Consider the following 17002-nt stretch of genomic DNA (forward strand, 5'->3'; position numbering starts at 1 on the left):
CCGTGGCAGTTCCGAAGCCTGTCACGCGATCAATGTCACGCCAGTGCCGCTCGGGTGTCAATCAAATGTTGTGACTTTTTTTGGGTGTTTTGCCCGAAACCGCCTGCAATTCCTTTAAAAACGTCTGTATTGCCCTAAAACCGGGCAGATCGCAGAATTCGAGAGGCCACATGATCCATTCGAAACGGCATGGCGAAATCCTCCGTCTCCTGAAGGAAGAGGGTACCGTCACCATCGCCAGCCTGGCGGACCGGCTGGGGGTCTCGCTTGAAACCGTGCGCCGTGATGTCAAGCCGCTCACCGGCAATGGCTCGGTGCTGAAGATGCATGGCGCCATCGGCCTGCCGTCGATGACCGGCGAGGCGCCGTTCGAACGGCGCATGCGCGACAATGCCGAGGCCAAGCGGCTAATTGCCCGCATGGTCGCCGCCACTATCCGGGACGGCGAGTCGGTGATGCTGGACACCGGCACCACGACGTCGTTCCTCGCCCGCGAGCTGCTTGGCCACCGACGACTGACGGTGGTCACCAACTCGTCCGACATCGCCCGCACGCTGGCCACGGTCAACGGCAACAAGGTCTATATGGCAGGTGGCGAGCTGCGCAGCGATTCCGGTGCAGCCTTCGGCGCCTCGGCCATCGACTTCGTCAGCCGCTTCTCGGTCAGCCACGCGGTGATTTCGATCGGCGCGGTGGACGCCGCCGCAGGGCTGGCGGACTATGATCTGGAAGAGGCGGAATTCGCCCGCATGGTGCTGTCGCGCGGCCAGCGCTCGCTGGTCATCACCGACCACACAAAATTCGGCCGCCAGGGGCTGGTCCAGGTCTGCGGCTTCGACGGTTTTTCCGAACTCGCCACCGACCAGCCGCCGCCGCGCGACATTGCCGCTGCCCTGGCGGAGGCTGGTGCACGCCTTAGCATCGCAGCCGGTTAGCGAATTCTGATCCCCCGGGCACCGGAGAGCGTTTCCCGACAAATCTTTCGCTCAAGCCTGCGGCTCGCAATGTTCATGCAATCCCATAGCCGCAAACAGCGCCTCATCGAAATGCGGGCCCAAGCGAATCGCCTGCATCAGCAGTGAGGTCACCATGCCTGCAAGCGACGCCTTGTCTTTCCTCATGGCCTGGACGCTGGCGCCGCTCCGGCTTGGCTCGGTCACGCCCTCCAGTTCCAGCCTTGCGGCCCTGATCACGCGCGAGATCGGTCCCGAGACCGGTCCGGTGCTGGAGCTTGGACCTGGCACCGGTCCGTTCACGCGGGCGTTGCTCGCGCGTGGTGTCAGGGAGCAGGACTTGACTCTGATCGAAGCCGACCCGGACTTTGCCTCGCTTCTGACGCGCCGCTTTCCCGCCGCGCGCATCTTCGAGATGGATGCGGTCGGTCTGCGTCATCCTCCTCTGTTCGACAGCCCGGTGGTGGGGGCCGCCATCAGCGGATTGCCGTTTCGGCTGATGTCACCGCGCAAGGCTTTCGCTATACTGGAAGGCGTGTTCGACGCTCTGCGGCCGGGCGCGGCCCTTTATCAGTACACATTAGGCAGCCGCTGCCCTTTCGACCTCGACAGGCTCGACCTGGAAGCGACCCGGCTTGGCCGCACCTTCCGCAACTTCCCGCCGGCGACGGTGTATAAGGTGTCCAGGATCAAAACCTATGACTGGCGTTTCTCATGACCGATCCGCTGTCGGCGATCCTGGGCCTCGGGCTGCTCGGCGTCGCCTGCCTCGCCTTTACCGAAAAGATTCTGCCGCTGCCGCCCTCGCATGTGCTGCTGCTGTTCCTCGGCATGACGGCAGCCCCTGATCTATCGAGGCTGACGGTCCTGCTCCTGGTGACCACGCTGTCCGCCATCACGGGCTGCCTTGTCTGGTATGGAGTGGGCCGTCGCATTGGATTGGATCGCGCTGACAGGCTGGTAGAGCGTTTCGGCAAATATGTCTGCCTGCGCTATGCGACCTACTCCAGGCTCGGCGAGGCCTACCGCCGCCATCACATACGGGTCTCCTTGCTGGCGCAGTTCATTCCGACGGTTCGCAACTACCTGCCGATCGCTGCCGGCGCGCTTCGCCTGCCGCTATTGCCCTTCGCGGCGACGACGTTCCTCGGTGCCACTTTGTGGAACACCGGCTTTCTCATCACCGGCTACCTCATGCGCGGCAGCGGCAGGGATTCCTATGCCATCGGCTTTCGCATCATCGTCATCGTGGTGGCGCTGGAAGCGACCTTCATGCTTGCCTTGCGTTATGGCCCGGCGTGGCGGCGGCGCATCAGGCTGTTGTTCGGCTGAGCGCACCGCGCCAGATATCCTGCTAGGGATAAACCCGGCGCCGGCTTTCCTTCGCTGCTGCGCCGGTGTTTAGTCCGGCCATGGCCTTCACCATCCGCCAGTTGCAGTTCTTCATTGCCGTCGCCGAGCAGGGCACGGTGTCAGGCGCGGCACAAAACCTCTCCATCTCGCAATCCTCGGTCACCGAAGCGATCAAGGAGCTGGAAAGCGATCTCGGCGTTGAACTGTTCGAGCGCCATCCGCGCGGCCTCAACATCACTCACAAAGGCCACCAGTTCTTGCGCCATGCCACCAAGATCCTGGCCGATGTTTCCGACGCGCGCCGGGCTTTCTCTGACGACCAGGTGGTGGCGGGCGGCCGGCTGCAGCTCGGCGTCACCTCGCTGGTCGCCGGCTATGTGCTGTCCGATCTTCTGGCGCGCTACCGCCGCGCCTATCCCGGCGTCGATGTCTCGGCCATCGAGGACAATGGCGACTATCTCGAGCACCTGCTGATCGGCGGCAAGCTCGATATCGCCGTCATGGTCACCTCCAATTTGCGCGACCGCACGGCGCTGCAGTCGGAAATCCTCGAAGTCTCGGCCTACCGGCTGTGGGTGCCGCTCAGCCACAAGCTGGCCAGCGCCGACATTATCGGCATTGGCGACATTGCTGGCGAACCGCTGATCATGCCCACCGTCGACGAGATCGAGGAAAGCACCGGCAAGCTTCTGGCGGCGATCGGCGCCAAGCCGCATGTCGCCTTCCGCACCCGCTCGGTCGAAGCGGTGCGCAGCCTCGTCGCCACCGGCGCCGGTGTGGCGCTGCTGCCCGACCTCGTCTATCGGCCCTGGTCGCTGGAAGGCGACCGCATAGAATCGCGTGATATTTCAGGCACTTTGCCGGTCGTCCAGGTCGGCATGGTCTGGCGCCGCGGCTCCGGCCTGCCGCAGGCGGCGCGCGACTTCATCGGCCTTGCCCAATCGCAGCGTACAGTACGTCAGCAGCGTTGATCGGATGTGCAGCTATCTATCGGAAAAACCGATATCGTGTTTCTGATAAATCAATTTGCGAAACCGGAATTTTCCAAGCACTTTTCATTTCAGGGATCGAACCGCCGCTAGAGCGGTAAGTGTCCATCGGACGAACTGACACTTTTCAGCCTGCGGCTGACCGCAGCGAAGACCGGCTTCGCAGTCAGGCGCCAAATGGGAGATTGACGATGAATTCATTTCTGAAGACGTGCACGGCTTTGACGGTCGCGCTGACCTTTTCCGGTCAGGCCGTCGCCCAGGTCAAGGAGCTTGGCAAGGGCGAAGGCGAGGTCAGCATCGTTGCCTGGCCCGGCTATATCGAGCGCGGCGAAACCGACAAGGGTTATGACTGGGTGACCTCCTTCGAGAAGGAGAGCGGCTGCAAGGTCAACGTCAAAACCGCCAACACCTCCGACGAGATGGTCTCGCTGATGAACGAGGGCGGCTTCGACCTGGTCACCGCTTCGGGCGACGCCTCGCTGCGCCTTGTCGCCGGCAAGCGCGTGCAGCCGATCAACACCGATCTCATCCCGAGCTGGAAGAGCGTCGACGACCGGCTGAAGGATGCGCCCTGGTTCACCGTCGACAAGGTGCACTACGGCGTCCCCTATCAGTGGGGCCCGAACGTCCTGATGTACAACACCGATGTCTTCAAGGAAGCGCCCAAGAGCTGGAACATCGTCTTCGAGGAAATGAACCTGCCCGACGGCAAGTCGAACAAGGGCCGCGTCCAGGCCTATGACGGTCCGATCCACATTGCCGACGCCGCCAACTATCTGATGTTCCACAAGCCGGAACTCGGCATCAAGAATCCCTACGAACTCAACGAAGACAATACAAGGCCGCGCTCGACCTGCTGCGCGTCCAGCGCACGCTGGTCGGCCGTTACTGGCATGACGCCGCCATCCAGGTCGACGACTTCCAGAACGAAGGCGTCGTCGCTTCCGGTTCGTGGCCCTACCAGGTCAACACGCTGGTCGCCGCCAAGAAGCCGGTCGCCTCGACCGTGCCGGAAGAAGGCGTCACCGGCTGGGCCGACACCACCATGATGGAAGCCGACGCCGCCCACCCGAACTGCGCCTATATGTGGCTCGAGCATTCGCTGTCGCCCAAGGTGCAGGGCGACGTCTCGGCCTGGTTTGGTTCGTTGCCGGTCGTGCCCGCCGCCTGCAAGGGCAACGAGCTTCTGACCGACGAAGGCTGCAAGACCAACGGCTACGACAATTTCGACAAGATCAAGTTCTGGAAGACGCCGGTCTCGAAGTGCGCCACCCAGAACGACCAGTGCGTGCCCTATTACCGCTGGGTGTCGGACTATATCGGCGTCATCGGCGGGCGGTAATTTCGCCTTTACCCTCCCCCTTGTGGGGAGGGTCGACGCGCAGCGTCGAGGTGGGGGCAGCACGAACGTTGGTGCTAATCACCCCCACCCGCGGCTTCGCCGCGACCTCCCCCATCAAGGGGGAGGTAGGGTCGCGCGCGACATCAGAAGATCAACCAGGCAACAGACTGGCAGCCCATGACCTCGGCCGTTTCCTTCCAGAAAGTCTCTCGCCATTTTGGCAGCGTGCGCGCCGTCGATGCGGTCGATCTCGACATCGTTCCGGGCGAGTTCTTCGCCATGCTCGGCCCGTCCGGTTCGGGCAAGACCACGTGTCTGCGCCTCATCGCCGGTTTCGAGCAGCCGACCTCGGGTTCGATCTCCATCTTCGGCGAGCGCGCCGAGGGCGTGCCGCCCTATCGCCGCAACGTCAACACGGTGTTTCAGGACTACGCGCTGTTCCCGCATCTGAACGTGCTCGACAACGTTGCCTACGGGCTGATGGTCAAGGGCGTAGGCAAGGCCGAACGGCAGAAGGCGGCGGAAGAGGCGCTGTCGCTGGTGCGTCTGCCCGGCTATGGCGCCCGCCGTCCCGGCCAGCTCTCCGGCGGCCAGCGCCAGCGCGTCGCGCTTGCTCGTGCGCTGGTCAACCAGCCCAAGGTGCTATTGCTCGACGAGCCGCTCGGCGCGCTCGACCTCAAGCTTCGCGAGAACATGCAGGAAGAGCTGAAATCGCTGCAGAAGGCGCTCGGCATCACCTTCGTCTTCGTCACCCACGACCAGGGCGAGGCGCTGTCGATGGCGGATCGCGTCGCCGTTTTCAATGACGGCAAGATCATGCAGATCGGCACGCCGGAAGACATCTACCAGCGTCCGAAGACACGTTTCGTCGCCGATTTCGTAGGCTCGTCCAACGTGCTGCCGCCGGATTTCGTCCAGCGTTACTCCGGCCAGCACCGCTGGGGCAGCTTGCGCCCTGAATCCATCCGCATAGGCCGCGCTGCGAAAGGCGATGGCGTTGCCGCGCGCCTGGTCGGAACCAACTATCTCGGCGCCACCACTAAGCTGGCGCTTGACGCAGATGGGCTCAGGCTGCACGCCATCGTGCCGGCCGGCACAAAATTGCCGGCGGAAGGCGAAGCGGTGGTGCTGACCTTCAACCGCGAGCATCTGCATCTGATGGACGAGCCGGCATGAGCCTCGACGCCGCCATGCCGCGCGCCACTGCTCCCGCCATCCTGCCCGGCAGCGGTGGCATGCGTGGTGCGCTGTCGGACCTTTTCTGGCGTCGGCCGCAGCTCCTACTCTTCCTTATGCTGCTGCCGCCGGTTCTGTGGCTGGGCGTCGTCTATATCGGCTCTCTGTTCGCGCTGCTGGCACAGAGCTTTTTCTCGATCGACGAATTCTCCGGCCTCATCAACCATGAGTTCACCCTGAAGACCTATGGCGACCTGTTCCAGGCCGCCAATCTCGACATCATCCTGCGCACGGTGACGATGGCGGCGCTGGTCACGCTGGCCTCGGCCATCATCGCCTTCCCAATCGCCTACTACGCGGCGCGCTATGCCCGTGGCCGCTGGAAGGCGCTGTTCTATCTCGGCGTCATGCTGCCGCTGTGGTCGAGTTACCTGGTCAAGATCTATGCCTGGAAACTGATCCTCGCCAAGGAAGGCATTCTGACCTGGCTGCTCGCCAAATTGCATCTGCTCTGGGTGCTCGATGGCTGGCTGTCGCTGCCGGTCGTGGGCGGCAATTCGCTGTCGGTCTCCGCCACCGGCACCTTCATCGTCTTCGTTTATGTCTGGCTGCCCTTCATGATCCTGCCGGTGCAGGCGGCATTGGAGCGCGTGCCCGGCAATCTGGTCGAGGCCTCCTCCGATCTTGGGGCGTCGCCGGGCCAGACCTTCCGCAACGTGCTGTTCCCGCTGGCACTGCCCGGCATCGTCGCCGGCTCGATCTTCACCTTCTCGCTGACGCTGGGCGACTACATCATCCCGCAGATCATCGGCACGTCGCGGCTGTTCATCGGCCAGGCCGTCTATTCGCAGCAGGGCACCGCCGGCAACATCCCGCTCGCCGCAGCCTTCACGGTGGTGCCCATCATCATCATGGGTTTCTACCTCTGGGGCGCCAAGCGCATGGGGGCCTTCGATGCGCTCTGACCGTTCGCAATCCGCCCCGCTTGGCCTCAAGATCGCAGCCGCCTGCGGCCTGCTCTTCCTGCATCTGCCGATCCTCTTGATCTTCGTCTACGCCTTCACCACGGAAGAGAAGAGCTTCGTCTGGCCGCCGCCGGGGCTGACCACGCAATGGTTCGCCGTCACCTGGAACCGGCCGGATGTCTGGCAGGCGCTGTCGCTTTCGGTCCGCGTCGCCGCCATCTCGACGGCGATTGCCTTGATACTGGGCACGCTGTGCGCCGCCGCCGTGTCGCGGACAAAATTCTTCGGCCGCGAGACCATTTCGCTGCTGGTCATCCTGCCGATAGCGCTGCCCGGCATCATCACCGGCATCGCGCTGCGCTCGGCCTTCTCGCTGGCCGATATCCCGTTCTCGTTCTGGACGATCGTGCTCGGCCACGCCACCTTCTGCGTCGTCGTCGTCTACAACAATGCGGTTGCCCGCTTCCGCCGCACCTCGGGCTCGATGATCGAGGCCTCGATGGATCTCGGCGCTGACGGTTTCCAGACCTTCCGGCATGTCGTGCTGCCCAACATCGCCACCGCACTGCTTGCCGGCGGCATGCTGGCCTTCGCGCTGTCCTTCGACGAGGTCATCGTCACCACCTTCACCGCCGGCCAGCAGCAGACCGTGCCGATCTGGATGCTGGAGGAACTGATCCGTCCGCGCCAGCGCCCGGTCACCAATGTCGTGGCCATGGTCGTGGTGCTGGTGACGCTGCTGCCCATCCTGTTTGCCTATTACCTCACCCGCGACGGCGACCAGATCGCCGGTTCGGGCAAATAACGTCAGTTCGTAAGGGAGAGACGTCCATGGACACCCAGATGCTGATCGGCTCGAAATTCGAGAACGGCGCCGAGACCGAGGAGCCGATCCTCAATCCAAAGACCGGGGCGACCATTCTCAACCTGCCGGAAGCAAGCCCCGCCCAGATCGAGGCGGCGGTGGCTGCCGCCGAAAAGGCGTTCATCACCTGGTCGCGAACCACGCCGGCGCAGCGCTCGGCCCATCTCCTCAAGATCGCCGACCGCATCGAGGCCGAGGCCAAGGAATTCGCCGCTCTCGAGGCGCTGAACTGCGGCAAGCCGATCAATGCCGTGCTCAATGACGAAATCCCCGCAATCGTCGACTGCTACCGTTTCTTTGCCGGTGCGGTGCGTTCGATGCCCGGCGTAGTCGCCGGCGAATATCTGCCCGGCCACACCTCGATGGTGCGGCGCGACCCGATCGGCATCGTCGCCTCGATCGCGCCGTGGAACTATCCGCTGATGATGATGGCGTGGAAGCTGGCGCCGGCGATTGCCGGCGGCAACACCGTCGTCTTCAAGCCGTCGGAGCAGACGCCGCTGACGGCGCTGAAGCTGGCCAGGATCCTGGCAGAGGTGCTGCCCGGAGGTGTCGTGAACGTCGTGCTCGGCCGTGGCGACAGCGTCGGCAACACGCTGATCAATCACGCCAAGGTCAACATGATCTCGATCACCGGCGATGTCGCCACCGGCAAGAAGGTGCTGCAGGCGGCCGCCAAATCGGTCAAGCGCACCCATCTGGAGCTCGGCGGCAAGGCGCCGGTCATCGTCTTCGACGACGCCGACCTCGGCGCGGTGGTCAACGGCCTGCGCGCCTTCGGCTATTACAATGCCGGCCAGGACTGCACCGCGGCCTGCCGCATCTATGCCGGCAAGAAGATCTACGACAAGCTCGTCGCCGAACTGTCCTCGGCTGTCTCGACCATCAGGTACAACCAGCCGGACGACACCGAAAACGAGATCGGTCCGCTGATCTCGCGCCGCCAGCGCGACCGCGTGTCAAGCTTCGTCGAACGCGCTTCGGAATTGAAGCACATCGAGATCACCACCGGCGGCAAGCCGGGCGAGGGCTCCGGCTTTTACTACCAGCCGACCGTCGTTGCCGGCGCGCTGCAGGAAGACGAAATCGTGCGCCGCGAAGTCTTCGGCCCGGTCGTCTCGATCACCCGCTTCTCCGAGGTCGACGAGGCCGTGAATTGGGCCAATGACAGCGACTATGGTCTGGCGTCATCGGTGTGGACCAAGGACGTCTCGCGCGCCATGGCGACGGCTGCTCGTCTTCAGTACGGCTGCACCTGGATCAACACTCACTTCATGTTGACCAACGAGATGCCGCATGGCGGACTGAAGCAGTCGGGCTACGGCAAGGACATGTCGCTCTACGCGCTGGAGGACTACACTGCTGTGCGTCATGTTATGGTGGCTCACGGGTAGCAGATACTATCTCTAAAATATTCGTCCTGCCGTTTTCTGCGTATTAAGCCTGAGTTACTTTCGCGGCACAGCGAGAGTTCACGGTTTACTGAATGTTCAACCTGAACGAGCAGCCTCCTTGCCGAGAAACCGCGCGGCGAGGGGTTTGCGCATGAGTACGACCAAGATCAAGCTGGTCATGATTGGTGGCTTCTGCCTGGTGATGGCCTTCTTCGGCGGCAAGGACATGCTGAAGAAAGGCGGTTGGCCGGAAGTGCCGGCCGAAGTCCTCGTGGTCAACGTCGAATGCGACATGGAATCGACTGCGCACAAGATCGTCTACAAGACTGTCAGCACCGCCACGATCCCCTGCGAATTGGTTGACGCGTTCAAGACGGTTCATGCCGACAAAGAGTGGAAGGTGAAGCAGAAATTCACCGGCACCTTGCGCGTCGGCACCGGCGCCGATGCCGTCGAGGCGACGATGGAGCTGAACAAGGACGGCGGCCGCGAGCCGCAGGTCGGCGACAAGCTCACCGTCGTCCAGAACCCCGCCAACCCGACCCAGATCGAGCGCACCGGCATGACTGGCGCGCGTCTGACGATCGTCATCGGCGGCGGATTGCTCGGCGCGCTGCTTCTCTATCTTGCTTTCAAGCCGCGCCGGCGGGCAGCGGCCTACGCTGTGGCCGGCAACCTTGCCGGGGATGCCGGCGCGGACCAACGCGCCCGCCAGGCCGACGCCCTGATAGCGGCCGCCCTTGCCAAGCAGGCCACGCTACCCAATCAGCCGGCGCGTGTCGCGGCAGCCGGATTGGCCAGGGAAGGCCGCTTCGCCGGGCAGAAAACGAATTTCGGCCGCCGCGACTAACGGCCGAAACTCGCAGTTTCTTACTCCACGATGCGGTAGATGTTCCAGAGGCTGGTGCCTGACACGACATAGGGCTCCATCTCCTTGCCCCATTTGGCGTGCGCATCGATCTTGCCGATCTTGGCGAAGAACGCCTCCAACTGGGCGAGGCTTTCGACCTGGTGATGCGATTCGACCGTCGCTTCCCGGGCGCCGATCGAACCGGTCATGATCTGGAACTTGAGGTCGGCGATGCCGACCTGAGAGCCGATTTCGCGCTCCCATTTCTTGAGCAGGTCAAGCACGGTCTGCTTGTGCCCGAATTTGGCGTCGATCTGCCATCTTGCGCTGAACATGTCGGCCTCCTTACTCGTCCCAGGCTTGCACGACGGTCTGCCGTGCAATGCGGCCGTTCTTCAACTCCAGCATCGCTGCGCAGAACACTTTCGTTCCGTCCGGATAGGCGCAGGCCTGGGTGAAGGCGAGGTTGTCGCCATCGGCGATGGTGGTGTCGACCTTGTGGGTCATTGCCCGGCTGCAGATATCGTCCCAGAACGTGCTGATCGCCGCCCGGCCGCGGATCTCGCGCGGCTTGCTCGGCGGGTTGTTGCGATCGATCACCCGCACCAGCGCATCGTCGGCATAGAAGCTCGCCAGCATCCTGCCGTCCCGTCCTTCGATCGCTTTCTTGATCGCCGCGCCGTCCACGCTTTGCGTCTTGGTCAGCATTTTTTCCTCCATGGCCCGTTGACGGGCGGTTGATGATCAGAAGCACTGCCCGGCGCCCATCGCCGGGCAGGGTCTTTCACTGCGACTTGGCTTTGACAGCCGCGAACACGCCGTCGGTCTGTTGTTTGAAGGTCGCGAAATCGACCTGGCTGCCGTTGAGCATCGTCGACCAGTGGCGCACGATGGCCGCCATCGCGATCGCCTCCTTGATCTCCTCATCGGTCGCGCCATTGAGCTTGGCCGCCTCGGTGTGGAAATAGATGCAGTACTGGCACGGGATCTGCGAGGCGACGGCCAGCCCTATCAGCTCCTTGGTCTTGCCGTCGAGCGCGGTCTTAGGGTTGAGCTGAACGCCCTTGATCTCGGCCCAGGCGCCGGCAACCGCGACATCCGGCAGCGTCTTGAACATGTCCGGCACCGAGCCGAGCGTTGCCTCGATGTCCTTGTAGGCCGCCGCCGACGCCTCATCGGCTTTTGCCGGAGCAGCGAACAGCATGCCGACGCCAGCCGCTATCACCAGCGATTTGAGTGTCCGGTTTGACTTCACCATATAGTCCTCCGTTCGCAGCGCTTTCCCCGGCGACATTCGCCTGGCCTGCATGGAGAGAATTCGTAGCGCCTGCGCGCCCTTGGCCGCTTCGCCCGAAAGCGCCATTGCTCCTATGGCCCGTCCGGGCCAGTGTGCCTGGCGGAAAATGCCGCTGCCGCCGCCCGCGACGGCAGGTCGAGCTTCAGCAATATGTTGGCGACATGACGCTTGACCGTATGCTCGCTCAGCCTCAGCTCGGCGGCGATTGCGGCATTGCTCTTGCCGTCGGCGATCAGGCCCACCACCTCGCTTTCGCGCGCCGTCAGTTGAGCAGGCTCGGCAGGCCTGGCCTTGGGACGGCAGGCCGGCTCGAGATGCTGTTCCGACGTCACCTGGACCAGCGCCAGCGGCTCGTCCAGCTCATCCACCGTGACACGTCCGGCATCGATGAAATGCAGGCCGGAACCGGCCGCCAGATCGGCGACCAGCCGCGACGCCAGAATGTCGCCGCGCCCGGCATGGGCGGCGATCTGCATCGTCACCCGTGCCATCAGCCCAATCGGCGGCCCGCGCATTTCGACCTCGCCGACATGTGCGCCCTGGGCGCTTGCAATGCCCATCTGTTGCGCCGCATCGCGAAGTGCCGCCGCGCAGCGTATGGCACGCGCCGGCCCGTCGAAGCGCGAGATCATCAATTCGCCATGGATGCCGGCGACGCGTCCGCCATGACGGCCGACCAACTGCCGCCAGCTCTCCTGGAAGCGCTCGCTGCGTTCGCTCCACATGCGATCGCCCGCCCGCGCCGTGTCGTAGACGCGTGTCACCAGAAGGGCGGCAAGCACGCGCTCCGCTTCGGCCACGGCGCGCTCGCCGGTCAGAAACTCTTCGATCAGGTCGGCCACCCGGTCGACATCGCCGGTCCAGATCGGGTGATCGCGCCCGGGGATTTCGACCAGTCGGGCATTCGCGATCTTTTTCGCCAGAAAGCGGCTGGCATCGGGGTCGACCCGCACATCGTTGCGGCGATGGATGAGCAGCGTCGGTGCGCTGATCGCCGAAAGCACATCGCGCACGTCGATGCCGGCATTCATTCGGGCCAGAGCCGCCGCTGCCGTCGGGCTGGCCGACAGCCGTTCGAAGCGCGCCCACCACTGGGTGAAATGCGCGTCATCGACGCGGCCCGGCGCAAAGTTGGGCAGAGTGGCGCCGGTGCCCCAGGCCGTGTCGGCGGTCGCGATGAAGGCCTCGAGGCGTTCGGGCGGCATCACCCATTTGTGGAATTGCGCGTAGCCGCCATAAAGCGCCAGCGCCCGTGTCCGCTCCGGATAGGTGGCTGCGAACAGCATCGCCATCGGCGCGCCTTCGGAGGCGCCGAGCAGGGCGGCGCGGCCGCTGCCGGTGGCATCCATGACCGCGCGCACATCGTCCATGCGGGTCTCCAAGCTGGGCAGATGGCGTGGGTCGACGCGGTCGGACAGGCCGGTGCCGCGCTTGTCGAACAGGATCAGTCGCGAGAACACCGAGAGCCGTTTCAACAGCCTGGTATAACCCTCGTCTTCCCAATGCAGGTCGAGATTGGAGATGAAGCCGGGCACGAAAACCAGGTCGAACGATCCCTGGCCGATCACCTGATAGGCGATCCGCACGTCGCCGCTGAGGGCATATCGCGTCTCGATCGGCCTCACGACTACATCCCGCCCGGCCAGACGATTTCTGATCGCTGACAATAGCAGAGACGGACCGCCTGCGGCAGCCAAACTTTAGAAGACAGGAATATAGCCTAGCGGCCCGAACCGCGTTCGCCCGGTTATTTCTGGCGACCGGCTATTTCTGTGGAGCGGCGCTCTCTGTACCTGTGGGCTGGACGTAGCCGATGCTCATATCGGCCTGCTCCTCGGTCTTTGGCCGCTTGATCCGGGCCGAGGCCTCGACGACGAGCTCGTCGAAATTTTCGCCGCCGCTGTCCAGCATCTCGAAGAACTGGCGCCGCATCCTCGGCTCCCAGAACTTGTTGATATGCTCGGCCACACCCACCACGCCCTCCTCGCGCGGCCTGGAATGGAAGAAGGCGGCGATCTGATTGGCCATCCGCACCAGCTTTTCCCTGGTGCTCGTGATGTGGTCTTCGTCATGCGACATGCTGGGCAACTCCCAAGACCACCCGTTCCGGGTGGGTGAAAACATCGAAATCGTCGCCGCGCACCAGCGCCACCAGCGTCATGCCTGCCTCTTCCGCTGTGCGGATGGCAAGCGCGGTCGGCGCCGAGACAGCCATGATGAAAGCCGAGCCGATGGCCGCCGTCTTCTGCACCATCTCGACCGAAACGCGGCTGGTCACGACGACAGCACCGGAGGTGCCGTCAATGCCGGCCCTGGCCAGCGCGCCGGCCAGCTTGTCCAGCGCATTGTGGCGGCCGACATCCTCACGCGCCATGACAATTCCCTTGCCGGGGATGTAGAAGCCCGCGGCATGCACCGCGCCGGTTTCCGAATGCAGAGGCTGCACCTTCGACAGCAGCCTGACCGAGCGAACAATGTCATCGGCTTCAAGCGTAAGCTTGGACGCACCGACCTTGTCGACCGAGCGCATCGCTTCTTCGATGGACTCGATGCCGCACAACCCGCAGCCGACCGGTCCGGCCAAGCGCCTGCGCCGCGCCTCGAAGCGCGTATTGGCCTGGTCCTTCAACCGGATCTGGATGTCGATGCCGGCGCCGTGGTCCTCGACCTCGATCGCCTCGATCTCCTGGGGATCTGCGATGATGCCTTCGGTCAGCGAGAAGCCGAGCGCGAAATCCTCGAAATCGGCCGGGCTCGCCATCATCACCGCATGGGTGGTGCCAGCAAAGGAGAACGCCACCGGCGTCTCCTCCGGCACCATTCGGTTGGCCGAGGTCGTGCCGCTGGCGCGGTGCGCCAGCCGCGAGGTCTGCGTCGTCGCTTTGCGGCGCGCGGCCAAGACTACTCGGCCGCCTGCAGCCGAGCGATGCGGCGGCTCTGCTCGGCCTGCTCGTTGTAGTCGCGCTGCCAGTCCGAAGGCCCGTTCGACGCGCCGACCTGCACCGCGGTCACCTTGTACTCCGGACAATTGGTCGCCCAATCGGAGAAGTCGGTGGTGATGACGTTGGCCTGCGTGTCCGGATGGTGGAAGGTGGTGTAGACCACGCCGGGCGACACACGGTCGGTGATCAGCGCACGCAGCGTCGTCTCACCCGAGCGGCTGGTCAACCGCACCCAGTCGCCATCGCGCAGGCCGCGGTTTTCGGCGTCGTGCGGATGGATTTCCAGCCGGTCTTCCGAGTGCCACATGACGTTTTCGGTACGCCTTGTCTGTGCACCGACATTGTACTGGCTGAGGATGCGGCCGGTGGTCAGCAGCAACGGGAAACGCGGCCCGGTCCGCTCGTCGGTCGCCACATATTCGGTGCGGATGAACTTGCCCTTGCCGCGCACGAAGCCGTCGATATGCATGATCGGCGTACCGAGCGGGGCCTTCTCGTTGCAGGGCCATTGCACCGATCCGACACGGTCGAGCAGATCGAAAGAGACGCCGGCGAAGCTTGGCGTCGTCTTGGCGATCTCGTCCATGATCTCGGAGGGATGCTGGTAGTTCCAATCAAGCCCGATCGCACGGGCAAGCTCCTGCGTCGCTTCCCAGTCGGCGTAGCGCGCCTTCGGCTCCAGCACTTTGCGCACCATGTTGATGCGGCGCTCGGCATTGGTGAAGGTGCCGTCCTTCTCCAGGAAGGTCGAGCCCGGCAGGAAGACATGCGCGTAGTTCGCTGTCTCGTTGAGGAACAGGTCGTGCACGACCACGCATTCCATCGCCGCCAGGCCGGCCGCGACGTGCTTGGTATCAGGATCGGACTGCAGGATGTCCTCGCCCTGGATGTAGATGCCTTTGAAGGAGCCGTCGACAGCGGCATCCAGCATGTTGGGGATGCGCAGGCCCGGTTCGTCGTCGAGCTTCACGCCCCACAAAGTCTCGTAGATGTCGCGCACGGCTTCGCCGGAGATGTGGCGGTAGCCCGGCAGTTCATGCGGGAACGAGCCCATGTCGCATGAGCCCTGGACATTGTTCTGGCCACGCAGCGGGTTCACGCCGACACCCGGGCGGCCGATATTGCCGGTCGCCATGGCGAGGTTGGCGATAGCCATCACGGTGGTCGAGCCCTGGCTGTGTTCGGTGACGCCGAGGCCGTAATAGATCGCGCCATTGCCGCCCTTGGCATAGAGCCGCGCGGCACCCCGGATCAGCTCCGGGTCGACGCCCGAAAGCTTGCCGACGGTCTCGGGGCTGTTCTCCGGCAAAGCGACGAAGGAGGCCCAGTCCTGGAACTCCGTCCAGTCGCAGCGATCGCGAATGAAGGCTTCGTCGAAAAGCCCTTCGGTGACGATGACATGCGCGAGCGACGTCAGCACCGCCACGTTGGTGCCGGGCTTCAGCGGCAGGTGGTAGTCGGCCTCGACATGCGCCGACTTGACCATTTCGGTGCGGCGCGGATCGAGCACGATCAGCTTGGCGCCCTGGCGCAGCCGCTTCTTCAGTCGCGAAGCAAACACAGGATGCGCGGAAGCCGGATTGGCGCCGATGATGACGGCGACGTCGGTAAAGTCGACGGAATCGAAATCCTGGGTGCCGGCCGAGGTGCCATAGGTCTGGCCGAGGCCGTAACCGGTCGGCGAGTGGCAGACGCGGGCGCAGGTGTCGACATTGTTGTTGCGGAAGCCTTGGCGCACCAGCTTCTGCACCAGATAGGTCTCCTCATTCGTGCAGCGCGAGGACGTGATACCGCCGATCGACGTGCGTCCGTATTGATATTGGATACGGCGGAATTCCTTGGCCGTATGGGCGATTGCCTCTTCCCAGCTCACCTCGCGCCAGGGATCGCTGACCTTTTCCCGGATCATCGGCGACAGGATGCGGTCCTTGTGGGTCGCGTAGCCATAGGCGAAACGGCCCTTCACGCAGGAGTGGCCGTGGTTCGCCTTGCCGTCCTTGTAGGGCATCATGCGAATAACTTCGTCGCCCTTCACTTCGGCCTTGAAAGAGCAGCCGACGCCGCAATAGGCACAGGTGGTGACGGCGGAGCGCTCGGGCATGCCCTTCTCAAGCACAGTCTTTTCACGCAGCGCATCGGTCGGACAGGCCTGCACGCAGGCGCCGCAGGACACGCATTCGGAGGCAATAAAATCCTCATGCATGCCGGCGACCATGCGCGATTCGAAACCGCGGCCCTCGATCGTCAGCGCGAAGGTGCCCTGCACCTCCTCGCAGGCCCGCACGCAGCGCGAGCAGACGATACACTGCGCCGGATCATAGGTGAAATAGGGGTTGGACTCATCGCGGGCGATGTAGTCGACGGTCAGCGAGCCATGGCCGGGCGCCACGCCATTTTCCTGCTTGACGTGGTTGCGGCCCTCGATGCCGAAGCGGTTTTCGGTCAGGCCAACCGACTTCGCCACAACGTCGAACTCGCTGGCGCCGGTACCGGCCTTCTCGTTCCAGCCGGTCGGATGGTCGGAGACGTAAAGCTCCATGACACCGCGGCGGATGGCGTCGAGCCGCTCGGATTGCGTGCGCACCACCATGCCTTCGCCGACCGGCGTCGTGCAGGATGCCGGCGTGCCGCCGCGCCCTTCGATCTCAACGAGGCAGACGCGGCAGGAGCCGAACGAGTCCAACATGTCCGTGGCGCAGAGTTTTGGAATCTCGACCCCGCCTTCCATCGCCGCGCGCATGATCGACGTACCCTCCGGCACGCTGATACTGCGGCCGTCGACGATCAGCGTGACCTGCTTTTGCGCCTTCGATTCCGGGGTTCCGTAGTCGAGTTCTTCGATGAGTGTCGGGAAGTCGGCCTTGATATTCATC

16 protein-coding genes and 1 pseudogene are annotated in these 17002 nt (G+C 63.8%); 10 read left to right on the plus strand and 7 right to left on the minus strand.

The window, feature by feature from the left end:
• Positions 1–170 precede the first annotated feature (170 nt).
• From ACYHH6_RS07705 to ACYHH6_RS07750, 10 genes and pseudogenes are all read left to right on the plus strand, one after another.
• Positions 171–935 (plus strand): DeoR/GlpR family DNA-binding transcription regulator, encoded by a 765-nt coding sequence (locus tag ACYHH6_RS07705; protein WP_352582122.1) that lies wholly within the window; start codon positions 171–173, stop codon positions 933–935.
• Between the two features lie 154 nt (positions 936–1089).
• On the plus strand, positions 1090–1671 hold the full coding sequence (locus ACYHH6_RS07710; protein WP_352582120.1) for a class I SAM-dependent methyltransferase: 582 nt from the start codon (positions 1090–1092) through the stop codon (positions 1669–1671).
• Entirely contained in the window at positions 1668–2285 is a 618-nt protein-coding gene (locus tag ACYHH6_RS07715) for a DedA family protein (protein ID WP_352582119.1), read from the plus strand. The genes ACYHH6_RS07710 and ACYHH6_RS07715 overlap by 4 nt, the downstream gene beginning before the upstream one ends.
• A gap of 80 nt (positions 2286–2365) precedes the next feature.
• Positions 2366–3277 (plus strand): LysR family transcriptional regulator, encoded by a 912-nt coding sequence (locus ACYHH6_RS07720; RefSeq protein ID WP_352582117.1) that lies wholly within the window; start codon positions 2366–2368, stop codon positions 3275–3277.
• Between the two features lie 209 nt (positions 3278–3486).
• Positions 3487–4640, plus strand: a pseudogene (locus ACYHH6_RS07725) (ABC transporter substrate-binding protein).
• 177 nt (positions 4641–4817) lie between these two features.
• A complete protein-coding gene (locus ACYHH6_RS07730; protein ID WP_352582115.1) occupies positions 4818–5816 on the plus strand; it encodes an ABC transporter ATP-binding protein in 999 nt (332 codons plus the stop codon).
• Entirely contained in the window at positions 5813–6781 is a 969-nt protein-coding gene (locus tag ACYHH6_RS07735) for an ABC transporter permease (protein ID WP_352582114.1), read from the plus strand. The genes ACYHH6_RS07730 and ACYHH6_RS07735 overlap by 4 nt, the downstream gene beginning before the upstream one ends.
• Positions 6771–7586 (plus strand): ABC transporter permease, encoded by an 816-nt coding sequence (locus ACYHH6_RS07740; RefSeq protein ID WP_352582112.1) that lies wholly within the window; start codon positions 6771–6773, stop codon positions 7584–7586. Before ACYHH6_RS07735 ends, ACYHH6_RS07740 begins: the two co-directional genes overlap by 11 nt.
• A 26-nt stretch (positions 7587–7612) precedes the next feature.
• On the plus strand, positions 7613–9040 hold the full coding sequence (locus tag ACYHH6_RS07745) for a gamma-aminobutyraldehyde dehydrogenase (protein WP_352582110.1): 1428 nt from the start codon (positions 7613–7615) through the stop codon (positions 9038–9040).
• A 151-nt stretch (positions 9041–9191) separates the two neighbouring features.
• A complete protein-coding gene (locus ACYHH6_RS07750; RefSeq protein WP_352582108.1) occupies positions 9192–9890 on the plus strand; it encodes a hypothetical protein in 699 nt (232 codons plus the stop codon).
• A 20-nt stretch (positions 9891–9910) separates the two neighbouring features.
• Here ACYHH6_RS07750 and ACYHH6_RS07755 read toward each other — a convergent pair whose 3' ends face one another.
• The 7 genes from ACYHH6_RS07755 to fdhF all read right to left on the minus strand — a co-directional run bounded on the left by ACYHH6_RS07755 (position 9911) and on the right by fdhF (position 17001).
• Positions 9911–10225: a hypothetical protein gene (locus ACYHH6_RS07755; protein ID WP_352582106.1), complete on the minus strand. Its 315-nt coding sequence runs from the start codon at positions 10223–10225 to the stop codon at positions 9911–9913.
• 10 nt (positions 10226–10235) lie between these two features.
• Positions 10236–10598 (minus strand): nuclear transport factor 2 family protein, encoded by a 363-nt coding sequence (locus ACYHH6_RS07760; protein ID WP_023688799.1) that lies wholly within the window; start codon positions 10596–10598, stop codon positions 10236–10238.
• A 76-nt stretch (positions 10599–10674) separates the two neighbouring features.
• On the minus strand, positions 10675–11148 hold the full coding sequence (locus ACYHH6_RS07765) for a carboxymuconolactone decarboxylase family protein (RefSeq protein WP_352583260.1): 474 nt from the start codon (positions 11146–11148) through the stop codon (positions 10675–10677).
• A gap of 110 nt (positions 11149–11258) precedes the next feature.
• The gene (locus tag ACYHH6_RS07770; protein WP_352582105.1) at positions 11259–12812 is read right to left on the minus strand and encodes an alpha/beta fold hydrolase; all 1554 of its coding nucleotides are present in this window, start codon (positions 12810–12812) and stop codon (positions 11259–11261) included.
• Between the two features lie 139 nt (positions 12813–12951).
• Positions 12952–13266, minus strand: a complete 315-nt coding sequence (locus ACYHH6_RS07775) for a formate dehydrogenase subunit delta (RefSeq protein ID WP_352582103.1) — start codon at positions 13264–13266, stop codon at positions 12952–12954.
• Positions 13256–14086, minus strand: coding sequence for a formate dehydrogenase accessory sulfurtransferase FdhD (fdhD, locus tag ACYHH6_RS07780; protein WP_352582101.1), 831 nt, complete (start codon positions 14084–14086; stop codon positions 13256–13258). Before fdhD ends, ACYHH6_RS07775 begins: the two co-directional genes overlap by 11 nt.
• 2 nt (positions 14087–14088) lie before the next feature.
• Complete coding sequence (fdhF, locus tag ACYHH6_RS07785; RefSeq protein ID WP_352582099.1) at positions 14089–17001, minus strand: formate dehydrogenase subunit alpha; 2913 nt, start codon at positions 16999–17001, stop codon at positions 14089–14091.
• Between the last annotated feature and the right edge of the window lies 1 nt (position 17002).

The organism is Mesorhizobium sp. P171375, from assembly GCF_057786075.1.